Annotated in this window: 14 protein-coding genes; 2 read left to right on the plus strand and 12 right to left on the minus strand. The window is 38.0% G+C overall.

Annotated features, from left to right (window positions below; translation table 11 throughout):
• Positions 1–19 precede the first annotated feature (19 nt).
• From GL301_RS12890 to GL301_RS12915, 6 genes are all read right to left on the minus strand, one after another.
• On the minus strand, positions 20–1,291 hold the full coding sequence (locus tag GL301_RS12890; RefSeq protein ID WP_003734483.1) for a UDP-N-acetylglucosamine 1-carboxyvinyltransferase: 1,272 nt from the start codon (positions 1,289–1,291) through the stop codon (positions 20–22).
• Positions 1,292–1,407: 116 nt separating this feature from the next.
• Positions 1,408–2,481: a lysylphosphatidylglycerol synthase transmembrane domain-containing protein gene (locus tag GL301_RS12895; protein WP_003726360.1), complete on the minus strand. Its 1,074-nt coding sequence runs from the start codon at positions 2,479–2,481 to the stop codon at positions 1,408–1,410.
• Between the two features lie 6 nt (positions 2,482–2,487).
• On the minus strand, positions 2,488–3,513 hold the full coding sequence (locus GL301_RS12900) for a glycosyltransferase family 4 protein (protein WP_009917757.1): 1,026 nt from the start codon (positions 3,511–3,513) through the stop codon (positions 2,488–2,490).
• Entirely contained in the window at positions 3,506–4,789 is a 1,284-nt protein-coding gene (locus tag GL301_RS12905; RefSeq protein WP_003726362.1) for a glycosyltransferase family 4 protein, read from the minus strand. The genes GL301_RS12900 and GL301_RS12905 overlap by 8 nt, the downstream gene beginning before the upstream one ends.
• A gap of 320 nt (positions 4,790–5,109) precedes the next feature.
• On the minus strand, positions 5,110–5,964 hold the full coding sequence (fba, locus tag GL301_RS12910; protein ID WP_003724024.1) for a class II fructose-1,6-bisphosphate aldolase: 855 nt from the start codon (positions 5,962–5,964) through the stop codon (positions 5,110–5,112).
• Positions 5,965–6,131: 167 nt separating this feature from the next.
• A complete protein-coding gene (locus GL301_RS12915) occupies positions 6,132–7,052 on the minus strand; it encodes a diacylglycerol kinase family lipid kinase (protein WP_003727871.1) in 921 nt (306 codons plus the stop codon).
• Positions 7,053–7,368: 316 nt separating this feature from the next.
• On the opposite strand from GL301_RS12915, the gene GL301_RS12920 reads away from it, so the two are divergent.
• Positions 7,369–9,681, plus strand: coding sequence for a GW domain-containing glycosaminoglycan-binding protein (locus GL301_RS12920; protein WP_003734482.1), 2,313 nt, complete (start codon positions 7,369–7,371; stop codon positions 9,679–9,681).
• 52 nt (positions 9,682–9,733) lie between these two features.
• On the opposite strand, the gene GL301_RS12925 is transcribed toward GL301_RS12920, so the two are convergent.
• From GL301_RS12925 to GL301_RS12945, 5 genes are all read right to left on the minus strand, one after another.
• Positions 9,734–11,332 (minus strand): CTP synthase, encoded by a 1,599-nt coding sequence (locus GL301_RS12925; protein ID WP_003726102.1) that lies wholly within the window; start codon positions 11,330–11,332, stop codon positions 9,734–9,736.
• 364 nt (positions 11,333–11,696) lie between these two features.
• Entirely contained in the window at positions 11,697–12,233 is a 537-nt protein-coding gene (gene rpoE, locus GL301_RS12930) for a DNA-directed RNA polymerase subunit delta (RefSeq protein WP_003728401.1), read from the minus strand.
• A 365-nt stretch (positions 12,234–12,598) separates the two neighbouring features.
• Positions 12,599–14,269 carry an arginine--tRNA ligase gene (argS, locus tag GL301_RS12935; RefSeq protein WP_003728400.1) on the minus strand — a complete coding sequence of 557 codons (1,671 nt, stop codon included), beginning with the start codon at positions 14,267–14,269 and terminating at the stop codon, positions 12,599–12,601.
• Entirely contained in the window at positions 14,266–14,715 is a 450-nt protein-coding gene (locus GL301_RS12940; protein WP_003723610.1) for a YwiB family protein, read from the minus strand. The genes argS and GL301_RS12940 overlap by 4 nt, the downstream gene beginning before the upstream one ends.
• 77 nt (positions 14,716–14,792) lie before the next feature.
• Entirely contained in the window at positions 14,793–15,446 is a 654-nt protein-coding gene (locus GL301_RS12945) for a site-2 protease family protein (RefSeq protein ID WP_003726106.1), read from the minus strand.
• Positions 15,447–15,519: 73 nt separating this feature from the next.
• Between GL301_RS12945 and GL301_RS12950 the strand changes: the two genes are divergently transcribed.
• Positions 15,520–15,705 carry a 2-hydroxymuconate tautomerase gene (locus GL301_RS12950; RefSeq protein WP_003726107.1) on the plus strand — a complete coding sequence of 62 codons (186 nt, stop codon included), beginning with the start codon at positions 15,520–15,522 and terminating at the stop codon, positions 15,703–15,705.
• Between the two features lie 34 nt (positions 15,706–15,739).
• On the opposite strand, the gene GL301_RS12955 is transcribed toward GL301_RS12950, so the two are convergent.
• A complete protein-coding gene (locus GL301_RS12955) occupies positions 15,740–17,062 on the minus strand; it encodes an HD domain-containing protein (protein ID WP_003726108.1) in 1,323 nt (440 codons plus the stop codon).
• Positions 17,063–17,074 lie beyond the last annotated feature (12 nt).

The following is a 17,074-nucleotide window of genomic DNA, read 5'->3' on the forward strand; positions in this document are numbered from 1 at the left end:
ATTCGTTCAGCCTCATTTTTTATAATTTTGTTTCTGCTGCGCTACTACGAGTAATATTTGCGCCAATAGCAGATAATTTTTCAATAATCTTACTGTAACCACGTTCGATATGTTCCACCCCGTGAATTTCAGTTTCTCCGTCAGCTAAAAGTGCTGCAATTACAAGCGCTGCACCGGCGCGTAAATCTGTCGCTGTCACTTTAGAACCTTGAAGTTGCACAGGACCATTTATGACAGCCGAACGACCTTCAAGTTTAAACTTACCGCCCATTCGTTCAATCTCCGCAATGTGTTTAAAACGGCTTGGATAAATTGTATCAGTGATGACACTACTACCTTCCGCACGTGTTAAAAGAGCAGTTAACGGTTGTTGTAAGTCCGTTGGGAAGCCTGGATAAGCGTAAGTTTTAATATCTACTTTTTTTATTTTTTCTACTTCCCCAACAAAAATAGCATCTTCTTCGATATCCATTGGAACGCCCATTTCTGTGAGCTTTGCAATGATTCCTTCTAAATGGGTAGGAATAACATTTTCGATTCGTACTCCCTTCCCAGAAGCTGCTGCAAGTACCATGAATGTCCCTGCTTCGATTCGGTCTGGAATAATTGTATGATGACAACCATGTAAATGCTCTACCCCAGTGATTCGAATAGTATCAGTTCCTGCACCTTTAATAATTGCTCCCATATTTGTTAAAAGCGTTGCAACATCAATAATTTCTGGCTCTTTTGCTGCATTTTCGATAACCGTTTTTCCTTTTGCACGAACAGCCGCTAGCATGATATTGATTGTCGCTCCAACACTTACAACATCTAAATAAATCCGTGCACCTTTGAGTTCATCGGCACGCAAATAAATCGCACCTTGCTCGTTCGTTACTTTTGCGCCTAATGCTTCAAAACCTTTTATATGTTGGTCGATTGGACGTGGCCCTAAGTAACAACCGCCTGGAAGTCCAATAACCGCTTTTTTAAATCGGCCTAACATTGCACCCATTAAATAATAGGACGCACGTAATTTCTTCACATTTCCCGATGGAAGTGGCATAGAAATCATATCTGTTGGATCAATAACTGCTGTTTTATTATCATAGCGAACCGTGCCGCCAAGCTCTTCTAAAATATTATAAAGTGTGTGAACATCCGAAATATCTGGTAAACCTTCTAAAACCACTTCAGACTCCGCCAAAATTGCCGCTGGAATTAATGCCACCGCACTATTTTTTGCGCCATCCACTTGCAAAGTACCAGCTAATTTTTTACCGCCTCGAATAATCAATTTATCCGTCACAAATGTACCCTTCTTTCTTGAAGCATGTAATACTGTTTCATTATCCATTAATTTGTTTTACTTTGCAAGAAATGCTTTCCCTAAAAAGCTGGGAACATTACGTCCCAAGCTTTTAATCATTGTGGTATATTTTTGGCTGGTGCTTTTGCGAGTGCTTTGATACGCGGTTTAATTTTTTTCGAAGCTGTATCTTTTATTAATAATGCGCCCGCCCCGAAAACGATGCAGCTATAATAAGTAATAATCCGCCATAAAACAAGTGCCATTAGGAGTTTTGCCGGACCGAGTAACATACCGAATAACAAAGTGAAAGTATACTCAGCTCCCCCAGCCCCACCCGGCGTTGGCATGACTGTCGCAAACATAATAATAAAAGCATGATACGTAATCGCCATATACAGGCCAATTCCTGTCACACCAATCGCTTGTAAAATAAAGAAAGGGATTGAGAAGTAAATCCAAAGTTGCAACGTTGTATAAAAACAACAACGAACAATTAATTTCCAATCTTTACCAATTCGGCTACTTTCTTCATGGAAAGTAATAATTTTCTCATCTAATGTATTTCTTAAATTAGAAACTTTTTCTTTTTTCATAAATAAACGTGTTGGTATAAGTAAAACGTGCACTAATTTTGTCGTGAACTTTTGGCTTCTTCCTACTAAAATAAGCGCAGCGATGACAATAACATGCACACCAAACCCTAGTAAAACAAGGAATTTCAATTGTGTCACGCCAGTCATTAAATAATGAATACCAAAAATCAAGATAACTAAAAAGTTCAGTACGACCATCGCTTGGTAAATAATGAATTTTACAAGTAAGACTGAACTTCCTCGCCCCGCATCCATGCCTTGCTTCGTCAACATAACGAGTTGCGCAGGCTGTCCGCCAGTCGCCATTGGAGTAATGGTATTAAAAAATTGGCCAATCATTGTAATCCGGAATGACGAAAAAAAACGTTGGTCCTTATTCGCTGGTTTAGATGCAGTTTGTAAAACAACCGCTTCTAAAAACCAATAAATAAACATTGCAGCAAAGGCAGCCGAGAGCCACCAAGGGTTCACTTTTAACATCGAAGCAAAAAAAGTGGAGATATCTACGCCTTGAAATTGCCAAATAATGAAGCCGATGCTAATGGCTAATACAATCGCAATATTAAATAGGTTTTTCTTTGCGCCTCCACTCATTACCTTTCACTCCTTCGTTAATAATCCTTGATAAAAGTCCAACCATATTTCAGCCAGTCGATCCTCTGAATAATAAGCCGCTCCTCGTTTTGATGCTTGTAACATTTCATTATAATAATTTGTATCATTTTCTAAACGTTCGATAGCCCTAATAAAACCAGGGTTATCTACTTCTTTTACATAATAGCCATCTAAAATTTCTTCATACAGATCTAAATTTCGTAATAATATCGGAACATCACAACTCATCGCTTCCAAAATCGCCATTGGAAATAATTCGTTGTAAGATGGCATAAAGAACACATCTGCCATATTAATACATGAATTCATTTCAGAACGATCCACAATTCCAATGAATTTCACATTACTTGGTGGATTATCATAGATTTTCTTCAATTCCTCGTAGCCAGAAGTGATTTTACCAAAAGAAAATCCGCCTGCCCAAACAAATTGAACATCAGGAAGTTGTTTAGCAACCTCAATAAAATCAAGCACACCTTTACGATGTTGCACTTGACCAATTCCAATCACGGTAAATTTATCCGCCGGAATTTCATATTTTGCCCGAGCAAGTTCTTTTTCTCCTTTTGAAATGGGGAAAAAGCTCTTTTTTGAAACGAAATTCGGGATATAATGAATTTTTTCTGCTGGAATATTATAAGCCGTAAGTTTGGGAATAAAAGAGGGATTTACAACAACAATCTCATCCATTCGTTTATAAAAACCAATCAAATATTTATAGAAAACTACGCGGGCAATCCAAGGTAATTTGAGGCTCCCTTCCATTGTTTCGGGTAAAAAATGGACATATCCGACCCGAACGCCTCGTTTCTTCTTAAAAAAAGTCGAAAGAAAAAAACGGAAATCAACGGTATGGTAATGCGTGATATCCGATTTCTCAAAACTATTAATCTTCATATCAATTTCATTCTTATATCGTTCTTCTAGCAAATTCACAAGTTCGCGGTAAGCTGATGCCACACCCTGACCTTTTACTTTTTCTGCCGAAGATAGCATTGTCAACTTAATCACGCCGCGATGACCTCTCTTTCCTTTGAACGTGTGTAGAAGATGATAGTGAAAATACTTGTGAAGCTATTTTACTTTTTATCAGCGTGGGCTTTACTTTAATCGTCCCATTTTGGCGCTTTACTCGGTATATTTCACGAACTTCATTGTATGTAGATTCAATGTTGATTCCAAATTGATCCGCAGAAATGGATTCCACTTTTACTCGGCCATTCGTAGCGACCAATGTGGCTGTATTTTTGTCTGAAAGTATATTTATTAACAGTGATGCAAGCTCATCATCTTCATTGAATAAAAAGGCTGTTTCTCTGTCGCTTAAAAAGCCTTCAATACTTTCATCACGTTTGGCAACAACTGGTAAAGAAGCGGCCATTGCTTCTGCATAAGTCAAACCTTGTGTTTCTGTCGTTGAAGCACTCACAAACAGATCCCCTAATTGATAATATAAACTAATATTTTCCCAGTCTACTGCACCAGTGAAAATAACATGATCTGCTAATTGTTTTTCTTCTACTAATTTTTCTAAGTCTTTGCGCACAGGACCATCGCCAACAATAACCAATTTGGCTGTGGTTTTGGTTTGAAGGACTTCTGGCATTGCATTAATAATCGCATCGATATTTTTTTCATGCGCAATTCTTCCAAGTGATAGTATCACTGGATCATTTTCTCCAATACCAAGTAGTTTCTTCAAGTTTAGAATTCGCTGTTTTTCAACTGGCGCGAACGATGAAATATCTGTGCCTGTTGGAACAGTGTACATTAATTTGTGGATACCTTGCTCTTCTAAGTGATGCCTTACTTTTGCAGTTGGAGTGATTATGGCATCATAGCTATCACAGAACGATTTTGTCATTTTACCCACCATAGAAGGTGTCAAAATTTTACCTTTCGCAATATAATGCAAGTAATCGACATACATTGTGTGGTAGGTATGGATAGATGGAATATGATATTTTTTAGCAATTCGCTTACCTAATAGACCTAATGAAAACTCCGTATGTGTGTGAATTATATCTAAATCCAAGCGCCCTACTAGCTTAATAAACTTATTCATTCCAGCAATTGCTACGCGACGTTCTGGGAAAAAGACAAACGGAATACTTGGTAAACGAAACACACGGCCCTCTTCGCTCTCTCTATCAGCGTTTGGGTCGGTTGTTGTAAATATATACACAGTGTGCCCTTGTTTTCTTAGTTCGTTTTCCATAATCATTATCGATGTAGCTACACCGCTAATTTGCGGACTGTAGGTATCCGTAAAAATCCCTATATTCATTACTATCGCCTACTCTCTTCCTCGTTGGTTCATTCATCATTTAATATATTATTATAACATAACTATAGTAAGTCGTATCACATAACTAACTACATTATGGCTCATTTATTTAGATAAAACATGCGCCTGAAGCATGATTTTTTATCGGGAAATTTAGATTGATTCAGTCTATTAAATGAAAGCTATAGTTATCATACCATATTAGTCTTAATAACGATAATTAAATTCCCTCTATACTAACCCTCGAAATACATAAAAAATAACTGGTAAAATCAACAAGTGATCCTACCAGTTATTTTTATATCATCATAAAGTTCGTCTTACGCTTTACCGTTAGAACCAAACTCTTGAATTTTTTCTGTTACAGTTTTGATAATCGCGTCCACACCAGGGCCGATTACTTTACGTGGATCATAAACTTTGTCATCAGTAGCTAATTTTTCGCGAACAGCTGCAGTCCAAACGATTTGGCATTCAGTGTTAACGTTGATTTTACTGTGACCTAGTTCAATTGCTTTTTTGATTTGGTGTTCAGGAATTCCAGAACCACCGTGAAGTACAAGTGGAGCACCTGTAAGTTCGGAGATTTCTTTCATTTCGTCAAAACCAAGAACAGGTTCGCCGTGGTAAGGACCGTGAACAGAACCTAATGCTGCAGCTAGTGCATCAATGTTAGCTTCTTTAACTACACGTAAACATTCTTGTGGATCAGCATAGTTGATTCCGCCAGTAACTCCGTCTTCGTCTCCACCAACAGTTCCAATTTCAGCTTCAACAGATACGCCTTTAGCATGCGCATAGTCAACAACTTGTTTAGTCATTGCAATGTTTTCGTCGATTGGGTGGTGAGAGCCGTCGATCATTACAGAAGAGAATCCTGCATCGATAGCCGCTTTACAAGAATCAAAGCTTGAACCATGATCAAGATGAATCGCAACAGGTACAGTGATTTTCAGGTCTTCTACAAGTCCTTCAGTCATTTTTACAACTGTTTTGAATCCTCCCATGTATTTAGCAGCTCCTTCAGAAACTCCTAAAATAACTGGTGCTTTTTCTGCTTCTGCAGCTTTCAAAATAGCTTGAGTCCATTCAAGGTTGTTGATGTTGAATTGACCAACAGCATATTTTCCAGCTAATGCTTTTTTCAGCATGTCTGTCATGTTAACGATAGGCATAATACAATTTCCTCCCTCAGGAATTTAGGAAAACCATTTTGATTTTCCCTAAGATTTGAATTTCCGCCGTGAAAAATAGTGGCAGCTATTTTCCCCTAACAAACATATGATAACAGATTTGTGATGAATTTACCATAAAAACTAGAAAATTTTCTAGTGTAAACGCTTTAGCCTCTAAGACGGGAAGAAATCCGATTTGTATCAGCAAATACTTCTAATGCTTCTGGGATTACCTCTAATGTATACGGTGCTTTTCCTCCATATACACCATCATAGCTAACATTTAAATCTGCTTCGCTGTTTATAGTAACTTTATTTGTTCGCGCATGGATTACATGCGGACTACTTAAGTGTGTACCCTTTTTTATAGAAGCAAATAATTGAAATAATGTTTTAGGAGAGACTTTCTTTAAAATTAATAACTCAAACATTCCACTATTTAATTCAGCAGGAGGACACAATGTCTCCATACCACCGACCGAGTTGGACTTATTTACAAAAAACAGCAAAATCTCACCTTTAAATATTTTATCGTTATATGCAATTTCGACGTACACTGGTGATAGTTTTGGAAGAACAGTTAAACCGCTAAACAGATAAGCAAGTCTGCCCCATTTGGATTTCATTGATTCTTTTACAGCATAAGTTATTTCGGTTATTTTCCCACCAGCTGCGTTATTAATGAAAAATTCGGTCTCATTGGCTTTACCGATATCGACACGAATTGTTTCTTGCTTGGCTATAATTCGAAGTGCTTCGAGTGGATTTTTAGCAAAATTTAACGCTCTCGCATAATCATTCGTCGTTCCAACCGGTAACACTCCTAGTTTCGGTGGGGTATCAACTTGCATCAACCCATTAACAACTTCATTTACTGTACCATCTCCACCTGCTGCAATTACAACATCAAAACCGGCTTCTGCAGCTTGTTTGGCAATAAATGTAGTACTTTTAGGTGCTGGAGTTGATGGGACTAAAGTTACTTCAAAATCTGCTTCTGTTAAAATTTTTTCTGCATCCGGAAGTAATTTTCTAAACTTATTTTTACCCGCTGCCGGATTGTATATTATCATCGCTTTCTTCTGCAAATTGCCGCTCCCTCTTTCCTATATATATAATTTAGTTTCCTATTTTGGCCTTAGGATGTCAACTTGTTTGACTGAAAGAAAACGCTAGTTAAATTGAAGGGCTTTTTACCTATTACAATTCACATACATTAAATTAGTTAAAATTACATTTTGGGACACCATATCGAAATTTTATTGCTTTTACAGAAAAAAACATACGTAAATAGGTTCATTGTTACCAATATCCATTGACTACAACCAGGCGTGTTGTCATAATTAGAAATAGAATACTTTTATTTAATATAAAAAGTAGTGCAGTTAGGAGAGGATTTAAACTTTGAAAAAATTAGTAAAATCGGCGGTTGTTTTTGCAAGCCTTGTTTTTATTGGCACCTCCGCTACTATGATTACAGAAAAAGCAAGTGCTGCTTCCATTGATCCGGTGCAAAAAGCAGATGGTCAAGCTACTTATATCCCCAAAGGAGTTAGAGATGGGACTGCAACGGAAGAACATGACGGCTTTGAAGATGGAACTAATAGCGTACTACAGCAAGTCCCTTTGCTCCGCGCAACAACAGGATACCCTGATGTTAATGCCTATATTAAATCAAACAAATTTTCAACAGCAAAAATAGAAAAACAATTAAAAAGCCAATTTCCTAAATTCAACTATCGTAATGGTTACGGCAAACCAGAAGGAATAGTTATTCATGAAACAGCAAATAATTCATCTACTATTACAGGTGAAATCAATTATATGAGTACCAACTACAACAATGCCTTTGTTCACGCTTTTGTAGACAAGTCTCGTATAATCCAAATCCATCCTACTGAAAATGGTGTTTGGGGAGCAGGACAATATGCTAATGCTCGTTTTATCCAAGTTGAATTAGTTCGTTCGAAGACATTCGATGAATTTGCTCGTTCTATTAATAACTATGCCTATTATGCTGCGTACCTTTTAGATCAATATAACCTTCCTGTTGATAGCGCGCACAGTGACGGCAAAGGAACAGTCTGGTCCCACGATGCAGTTACACGTTATTTAGGCGGAACAACCCATACTGATCCTGTTTCTTATTTCAACCAATGGGGTTATAATTTCAATAGTTTTGTTACATTGATTAATGAAAAGTACAAAGCGATTCAAGCTAGCAAAGTTACTTACGACAAAATCGAATACGATAAAGGCGTCACAGCCTACGCTAGAGTTAAAACTGCACCTGGTAATGCAGTTTGGACAAAACCTTACAGAACAGAAGGCTCGAAACTAGTTAATCAACTTTCTGTCTACCAAGGTAAAAACATGCGGATCTTGCGTGAAGCTAAAACACCAATTACTACTTGGTATCAATTCAGCATTGACGGGAAAGTAATCGGTTGGGTTGATACTCGTGCACTCGATACGTTCTACAAACAAAGCATGGAACAACCAGCTAATTTAACTCGCTATGTCGCTTCCAACAAAACTGGTGAGGCCTACTACAAAGTACCTGTTGTGGATGCGGATGTCAAATGGGGCACTTTAGCTGCTTATAAAGATCAAAAACTAACCGTGGATAAACAAGCAACGGTGGAAGGGCAACTTTGGTATCGCGTTAGAACAAGCACTACCTTTATTGGTTGGACGAAAGCTTCCAACTTAACAGCTACCTCTCCATTTGATAAGATTGAATACGATAAAGGTGTCACAGCCTATGCTAGAGTTAAAACTGCACCTGGTAATGCCGTTTGGACAAAACCTTACAGAACGGAAGGCTCTAAACTTGTCAATCAACTTTCGGTCTACCAAGGCAAAAACATGCGGATCTTGCGCGAAGCTAAAACAGTAATTACTACCTGGTATCAATTTAGTATTGATGGGAAAGTAATCGGTTGGGTTGATACTCGTGCACTCGATACGTTCTATAAGCAAAGCATGGAGAAAGATACTAATTTAACTCGCTATGTGATTGCGAACAAAGTAAACGAAGCGTACTACAAAGTGCCTGTTGTGGATGCGGATGTTAGATGGGGCACTTTAGCTGCTTATAAAGATCAAAAACTAACCGTGGATAAACAAGCAACGGTCGAAGGACAGCTTTGGTACCGCGTTAGAACAAGCACTACTTTTATCGGTTGGACAAAAGCTTCGAACTTAACAACAACTACGCCATACGATAAAATTGAATATGATAAAGGCGCCACAGCCTATGCTAGAGTAAAAACTGCGCCAGGCAATGCCGTTTGGACAAAACCTTACAGAACGGAAGGCTCTAAACTTGTTAATCAACTTTCGGTCTACCAAGGTAAAAACATGCGAATCTTGCGCGAAGCTAAAACAGTAATTACTACCTGGTATCAATTCAGCATTGACGGGAAAGTAATCGGTTGGGTTGATACTCGTGCACTTGATACGTTCTATAAGCAAAGCATGGAGAAAGATACTAATTTAACTCGCTATGTGATTGCGAACAAAGTAAACGAAGCGTACTACAAAGTTCCTGTTGTAGATGCGGATGTTAGATGGGGCACTTTAGCTGCTTACAAAGGTCAAAAACTAACCGTGGATAAACAAGCAACGGTCGAAGGGCAACTTTGGTATCGAATAAGAACAAGCTCCACCTTTATTGGTTGGACAAAAGCTTCGAACCTTAGTGCTACTAAATAATAATAATAAAAATCTCCCAGCCAATTATGGCTGGGAGATTTTTATTATTACCTTATTTATTATTAAGTGCAGCGCCAACAAAATCTTTAAACAAGCTTTGCGGACGATTTGGACGAGAAATGAATTCTGGGTGATATTGACAAGCGACAAACCAAGGATGATCAGCTAATTCAACTACTTCAACTAAACGACCATCTGGACTTGTTGCAGAAACAATCATACCAGCTTCTTCCATCTGCTCTCTATATTCGTTATTAAACTCATAACGATGACGGTGACGCTCTTCAACAAGAGTTGTACCATAAGCGGCCTCGGCTTTAGTACCTTGCTTAATACGCGCTGGATAAAGTCCTAAACGAAGTGTTCCGCCCATGTTTTCGATGTTCTTTTGTTCTGGTAATAAATCAATGATGTTATGTTTTGTTTCTGGTTCGATTTCTGCAGAATGAGCTCCTTCAAGACCAAGAACATTACGGGCAAATTCAACAGTTGCTAGTTGCATTCCTAAACAAATACCAAAATAAGGCACTTTGTTTACGCGTGCATATTCAATAGCAGCAATTTTACCTTCAATGGCACGGTCGCCGAAACCACCAGGAACTAAGATACCATCAACGTCTTTCATGATTTCAGCAACATTTTCTTTTGTTACTTTTTCGGAATCAATCCAGTCAATTTCGATTTCTGCATCATGATCATATCCTGCATGACGAAGTGCTTCTGCTACAGAAAGGTAAGCATCTTGCAAGGAAACATATTTACCAACTAGGCCAATACGAACTTTTTTGGAAAGGTTTTTCACACGGTGTACTAAGTTTTTCCAATCCGTCATTTCCGCTTGTGGTGCTTCTAATTGTAAGTGCTCAAGGACGATATCATCCATTTTTTGTTTTTGTAGAGAAAGTGGTACGTTATAAAGTGTTTCTTCATCGCGAGATTCAATAACCTCGGAAGCTTTAATATCACAGAATAGCGCAATCTTATCTTTCATTTCTTGTGAAACTGGCTGCTCTGTGCGAACAACGATAATGTTTGGTTGAATTCCTAAGCTACGAAGCTCTTTTACACTATGTTGTGTTGGTTTAGTTTTCATTTCGCCAGCTGCTTTGATGTAAGGAATTAAAGTTGTGTGGATATAAAGTACGTTTTCTGCACCAACATCACTTTTAATTTGGCGAATTGCTTCTAAGAATGGTAAAGATTCGATATCCCCAACTGTTCCACCAATTTCAGTGATGATAATATCTGAATTGGTCATGCGCGCTGCACGGAAAACACGGTCTTTTAATTCGTTTGTAATGTGTGGAATAACTTGCACTGTTCCACCTAAGTAATCCCCGCGACGTTCTTTTTTAATAACTTCCGAGTAAACTTTACCAGTTGTCACGTTGCTGTATTTATTTAAGTTAATATCGATAAAACGTTCGTAATGGCCAAGGTCTAGGTCCGTTTCCGCGCCGTCATCTGTCACATAAACTTCCCCGTGTTGGTATGGACTCATTGTTCCTGGATCTACGTTGATGTATGGATCAAATTTTTGAATGGTTACACTAAGTCCACGATTTTTCAGCAAACGTCCGAGTGATGCTGCTGTGATTCCTTTTCCGATTGACGAAACTACGCCACCTGTAACGAAAATATACTTTGTCATGTTAAAAAAATCTACTCCTTCCTGAAATGAAAAACTTGCAGGGTCTGACGATTTTCCTGCTGGGGTGGGAAATTGCCAGATAAAACAATATTGTGATTATCTCTCTAGCACACAAATCACAATTTCAAGTATTTTGTAAACCAAAATAAAAAACACTCCACCTACTTTTAAAAGTAAGGGAGCGCTGATTCTCATAAATATCCGTCCCTATAAAAGGGAGCCCAAATAAAATACTACTAATGATGGCGATAGAAGTCAAGTCTTTATTTTATGAAACCGCCATCAATCCATTAAGTAGGCTAAAAAAAATCAGACAGACACTTTTCCACAAAAATGGACGCATCTATCTGATTAAAATTAGTTATTATTTATCTTCTGGGTCTTCTGTATAATCCCCGTCCGTATAATCATCTTCTACAGTTGCTAAGTCGCCTTCGATTCCGTCTGGCAAGTGATCATCGTCATCTTCGTCTTCATCAAGTAAGACATCTGCAAGAGAAATTTCTTCTTCACCAAGCTCTTCCACGATTTCTTCATCATCGTAGTCCACGTCATCATCCAAGATTTCTTCATCTTCATCGTCATCATCGTCTGATTTACGTTTTTTCTTCGGTGTTGTTTGTGTTTGAACTTCTTCATCAATCGCATCCATTGGATACCATGCACGAAGTCCCCACGTGTTGTTTCCTAGTGAAATAAAGTTTCCATCAATATTCATATCTGTATAAAATTGAACAAGACGCTCCCTTATTTCTGCATCTTTCAAACCTAGGAACGCTTGAATCTCTTTCACTAATTCAGGGAAAAGAATAGTTTCTTTCCGCTGTTCCAAAATAAAATGTGCAACATCAATTAAAGATAGTTCACTACGTTCTTCTTGCGTTAAGTTCTTTAAATCCAAAACTGGCACGCCCTTTCTATCGTAATTCCAATTTATTTAGCTGTTATTTTTTCGTTCAGCCCAACTTCACTATTTTACATGTTATTTCTGGCAAGTACAACCTAAATTTTCTTAATTACATCAATTCTTCTTGACTATTTGATATCCGATGTAAAAGAAAAGGATGGCCATTAAAAGAATTGGGATTGATCCAAGTTGAAAGTCGTAGAGAATATAGATTGCGACGCACAGAAACACGAAAAGCAGCGCCAAAATTATTAATCGCTTCATCATATGCTCTCCCCGTTTTTTCAATTACCTATGTTTCTATTAACTTTAGTACATTTTGGTTATGACGTCAACGAGTAACCTATAAATTTAGGATATCACATTTTTTCTGGTGCTGATACACCTAAAAGCGTCAAACCATTTCTAAGGGTAATTTGCGCAGTCTTAATAAGTGCTAGTCTTGCTTTTGTTACTTCTAAATTATCCATATCAAGTACTTTATTGCTATTGTAGAAACGGTGGAAGGAAGACGCTAAATCATTTAAGTAGCGAACGATACGGTGTGGCGCTCTTTTTGTAGCAGCTTCCGCAACAACATCCGCGAACTCACCTAACACTTTTAATAAATCATATTCTGCTTCTGTTTGCAGTAAGCTCATGTCTGCGTCTTTTGTTACCTCTAGACCTTGTTCTTTACCAGAACGTAAAATGCTAGAAATTCTGGCGTGCGCATATTGTACATAATAAACTGGATTATCATTAGATGTAGATTTCGCTAAGCTCATATCAAAGTTCATATGTGTATCTGAACTACGCATTGCAAAGAAATATCTTGTTGCATCCAGTCCAACTTCTTCAATTAAGTCACGCATTGTAACTGATTTACCAGTACGTTTACTCATTTTAACTTGAACACCGTCTTCAAATAAGTGAACTAGCTGAATGATTTCTACTTCTAATTGATTTGGTGAGTAGCCAAGCGCTTCAATTGCAGCACGCATACGAGGAATATAGCCGTGGTGATCAGCTCCCCAAATATCAATTAACACATCAAAGCCACGCTCTAATTTGTTTAAGTGGTACGCGATATCTGGTAAGAAATACGTATAACTACCATCTGATTTGATTAAAACGCGGTCTTTGTCATCTTCAAAATCAGTCGTTCTTAACCATGTCGCGCCATCTTGCTCATAAATATAGCCATTTTCGCGTAAACGTTCTAACGCTGGTAATACTTTATTTTCTTCGTATAAAGAAGTTTCTGAGAACCACTCATCAAAGGAAACGCGGAATTCTTCTAAGTCAGCGCGTAATTTTCCTGTTTCAAACGCTAATGCATCTACACGGAAAACGGAACGGCGCTCTTCTTCGCTTGTGTGCACATATTTATCGCCGTATTTAGCAGCTAAATCTTTCCCAAGCGAAATAATATCCGCACCACGGTAGCCATCCTCTGGGAATTCAGAATCTAAACCTAGTGCTTCAAAGTAACGCGCTTCTGCTGAAAGAACTAAATTATTAATTTGATTTCCAGCATCATTAATGTAGTATTCTCTTGAAACATCAAATCCGGCCATTTTCATAATATTTGCTAACGAGTCGCCAATTGCTGCGCCACGAGCATGTCCTAAATGCAAGTCACCAGTTGGGTTCGCGGAAACAAATTCAATTTGGAATTTTTCTCCTTTACCAAAATCAGACTCTCCGTATTGTTTATCTTCGGTTAAAATCACAGGAACTAAATCAGTTAAATAAGCATTATCTAGGTAGAAGTTGATAAAACCCGGCCCAGCGATTTCTACTTCTTTAATTAATTTGTTGTCTTTTTTTAGTTCTGGAACGATACTTTCGGCAATTTGGCGAGGGGCTTTCTTAGCTACTCTAGCAAGTTGCATCGCTATATTAGTCGAATAATCTCCATGCTTTTTATCTTTTGGTACTTCTAGTAAAATTTCTGGTACTTCCGCTTCTTCTAAACCAACCGCTTGAACAACTGCTTGTTTGATATGTTCAATTAATTTGATTTGGTTCTCTTGCATGACATTCATTCTGCGTCCTCCTCTATTTTCATTAAAACAGTATATGAGCCAATGTATTCGCCGTGGCTTAGCAAATCATATTGAAATGCGACTTCACTCAGTACATCAGGCTTATTTTCATATAGTTCTTCCATTGATACTAGTTCTGATTCTAATTGTAATTTCCCTGCTCCGGAATCAACAGACGCAGTACTTCTCCGATTATCTCGGAAAAAGTGCATTCTCATATTTACGGCACCACTTCTCATTAAAAGTAGTTCGTTGTCAGCAATTTTTAGAACCGTACGAATTGTTCCAGCTAATTGTTTTTCCTCATAATGCAGATAACGATTGCCTTTATCGCGGTAAAAAACACCCGAAACAGACATATCGGATTTCTCTTCTGCATCCATCTGACGGATGACATTGGTGATATGAATAGTTACTTTTTTTCGTTCCATTTGGTTGGCAGTCATATCGCTTATTTACCCCTTTCCGGTCAGAAGAATAGACGCATTATATTATAGTGAAAAATAGCATGAAAAGCAACAGGTTAAAATGATGTCAGACCAAATATTGTCAAAATCACATTTAAAACAAATGGAATAACGGTATTAAAAATTGGTTGAATCGTAAATTCTGAAATAGGTGTTAATGCAACTACTAAGAAAATAAGCATCGCATAGCGTTCAAGTGGTTCCAGCTTAGACCTGGTTGACATTGGCAGAAACTCCACTAGTATTTGATACCCATCAAGCGGCGGTAGCGGAATCAAGTTAAACACAAACAAGACTAGATTTAATTGCACAAAAATCATTAAAAAAGTTTCCGCAACGGAGCCATATGTAAAGAAGGAATAATTTAGAAATAAAGCATATAACCCCACACCAACCATCGCAAGTAGTAAATTACTTACTGGTCCTGCAAGCGAAACAAGTATACTTCCAAGGCGGCGTTTTTTTAATTTAAATCGATTTACCGGGGTCGGCTTAGCCCAACCAAAGCCTGCAATTAATATCATTAGCAAACCGAATAAATCAATATGTACAACGGGGTTTAAAGAGAGTCTCCCCTCATTTTTAGCTGTATCATCTCCAAATGCGAGAGCAACCAAGGCGTGTGCCCATTCATGAATAGTAAAAGCAATTAATAATGTAACTAAAACATACGGTATCATTTCGAGTGGATACGCGAGAAAACTAGGCATAGGAGCCTCCTTTATCTTTTATTGAGCAATTTTTATATGCTATAATGAAAAAAACGTTGATCGAGGTGAGAAAATGCCATTTGTTACCATTCAATTTTTAGAAGGTCGTACGGACGATCAAAAGAAAGCTTTAGTTAGCGAAGTGACGGAAGTTGTTGCCAAAAATCTAAAAGCACCAAAAGAAAACATTCATGTGATTTTAGAAGAAATGAAAAAAACGGATTACGGTGTTGGCGGCGTAAGGAAATCTGATATTTAAGTGTGTAAGAAGCAAGGCATTTCGCCTTGCTTTTTTATTTTTCCTTTAACGAATGCGCATGGATGAGGGCGATCATTCTCTCGGTGATTGCTTCTTCCACGTGTCCACTTTCGATAAAATCGAGCGGATAATATAATTTAATATCGGTCCGGCGCTCTCGACCAATCGCCTCAACAACCGGAGACTCGGTCGATAACTCACGCAATTCCCCATTTCCCATCAATAGTTTAATTGGGTCTTTGCCACTTCCCACTCCAGGAAGATAGTAATCATAAGGTAAATCGCTGGAAGAATCAATTACTAAATAATAAGACGGATCAATATCGGCCTTTTCAAGAAGTCCTTTTAGTTCTGCGTAAAGTTCTGCATCTTCTTTCGGATCGTAATTAATGTATCGTAGCAATCTTCTATTCAAAAAGCGACTACATAAATCACTCAAAATCGGATCTTCTTCCTCTTGCCAAATAGAAAAATAGTACATCAACACAATATCATCAAGCACAATATAATCTTTTAAACTCACTTCATTTAAAAAGAATGGTAGCACTTGAATAGGGGTAGCTTGAAATTCATATCCAGCACAATATAACTTTTTGGCACGCTCAAGGATTTTCCATAATAGCACTTCACCGCTACGACTAACTGGATGAAAATACACTTGTTGATACATTTGATAACGACTCATAATATAATCTTCTACCGCATGCATGCCAGAATATTTTACAATAACACCATTGCCATCTGGGCTTGGGCGTAGAACTCGCAAAATCCGCTCTAAATCAAACTTTCCATAGCTCACTCCAGTATAATAGGCATCTCGCAGCAAATAATCCATTCGGTCAGCATCAATCTGACTCGAAATCAACTTCACCAATGTTTGATTCGGATAATTTTTCTTAATAATAGCAGCAACTTTAAGCGGAAATTCTTCTCCTGCTCTCATCAATATTTTATTAACTTCCGTATCTCCAATAATTATCTCTTGCGTGTATGATTCATGGTCCGTTCCAAATACTTTTTCAAAAGCGTGAGAAAATGGTCCGTGACCTAAATCATGCAAAAGCGCTGCACACAATGCCACCATGCGCTCCTCTGGATCCAGTTGTGGTTCATTCGCAAATGTGACATCGATTATTTGCCGAACAATTTCGTAAACGCCTAACGAATGATTAAAACGGCTATGTTCCGCCCCATGAAAAGTAAGTGAAGTTGTCCCCAATTGATGGATACGCCGCAAACGCTGAAACTCTTTTGTAGCAATCAAATCCCAAATTATCTTATCAGAAACATGTACATATCCATGAACCGGGTCTTTGAATACTTTCTCTTCCCTTAGTTTCTCTGTTAAATAACTCATACAACATCCTCC

It is taken from the genome of Listeria sp. LM90SB2 (assembly GCF_028867355.1).
GTDB lineage: Bacteria > Bacillota > Bacilli > Lactobacillales > Listeriaceae > Listeria > Listeria monocytogenes_B.

Coding starts and splice junctions, on each gene's coding strand:
- GL301_RS12895 (WP_003726360.1), bottom strand. CDS start 2,481: ATGAGTGGAGGCGCAAAGAAAAACCTATTTAATATTGCGATTGTATTA.
- GL301_RS12945 (WP_003726106.1), bottom strand. CDS start 15,446: ATGCCTAGTTTTCTCGCGTATCCACTCGAAATGATACCGTATGTTTTA.
- GL301_RS12905 (WP_003726362.1), bottom strand. CDS start 4,789: ATGAATATAGGGATTTTTACGGATACCTACAGTCCGCAAATTAGCGGT.
- argS (WP_003728400.1), bottom strand. CDS start 14,269: ATGAATGTCATGCAAGAGAACCAAATCAAATTAATTGAACATATCAAA.
- GL301_RS12950 (WP_003726107.1), top strand. CDS start 15,520: ATGCCATTTGTTACCATTCAATTTTTAGAAGGTCGTACGGACGATCAA.
- GL301_RS12925 (WP_003726102.1), bottom strand. CDS start 11,332: ATGACAAAGTATATTTTCGTTACAGGTGGCGTAGTTTCGTCAATCGGA.
- GL301_RS12955 (WP_003726108.1), bottom strand. CDS start 17,062: ATGAGTTATTTAACAGAGAAACTAAGGGAAGAGAAAGTATTCAAAGAC.
- GL301_RS12940 (WP_003723610.1), bottom strand. CDS start 14,715: ATGACTGCCAACCAAATGGAACGAAAAAAAGTAACTATTCATATCACC.
- fba (WP_003724024.1), bottom strand. CDS start 5,964: ATGCCTATCGTTAACATGACAGACATGCTGAAAAAAGCATTAGCTGGA.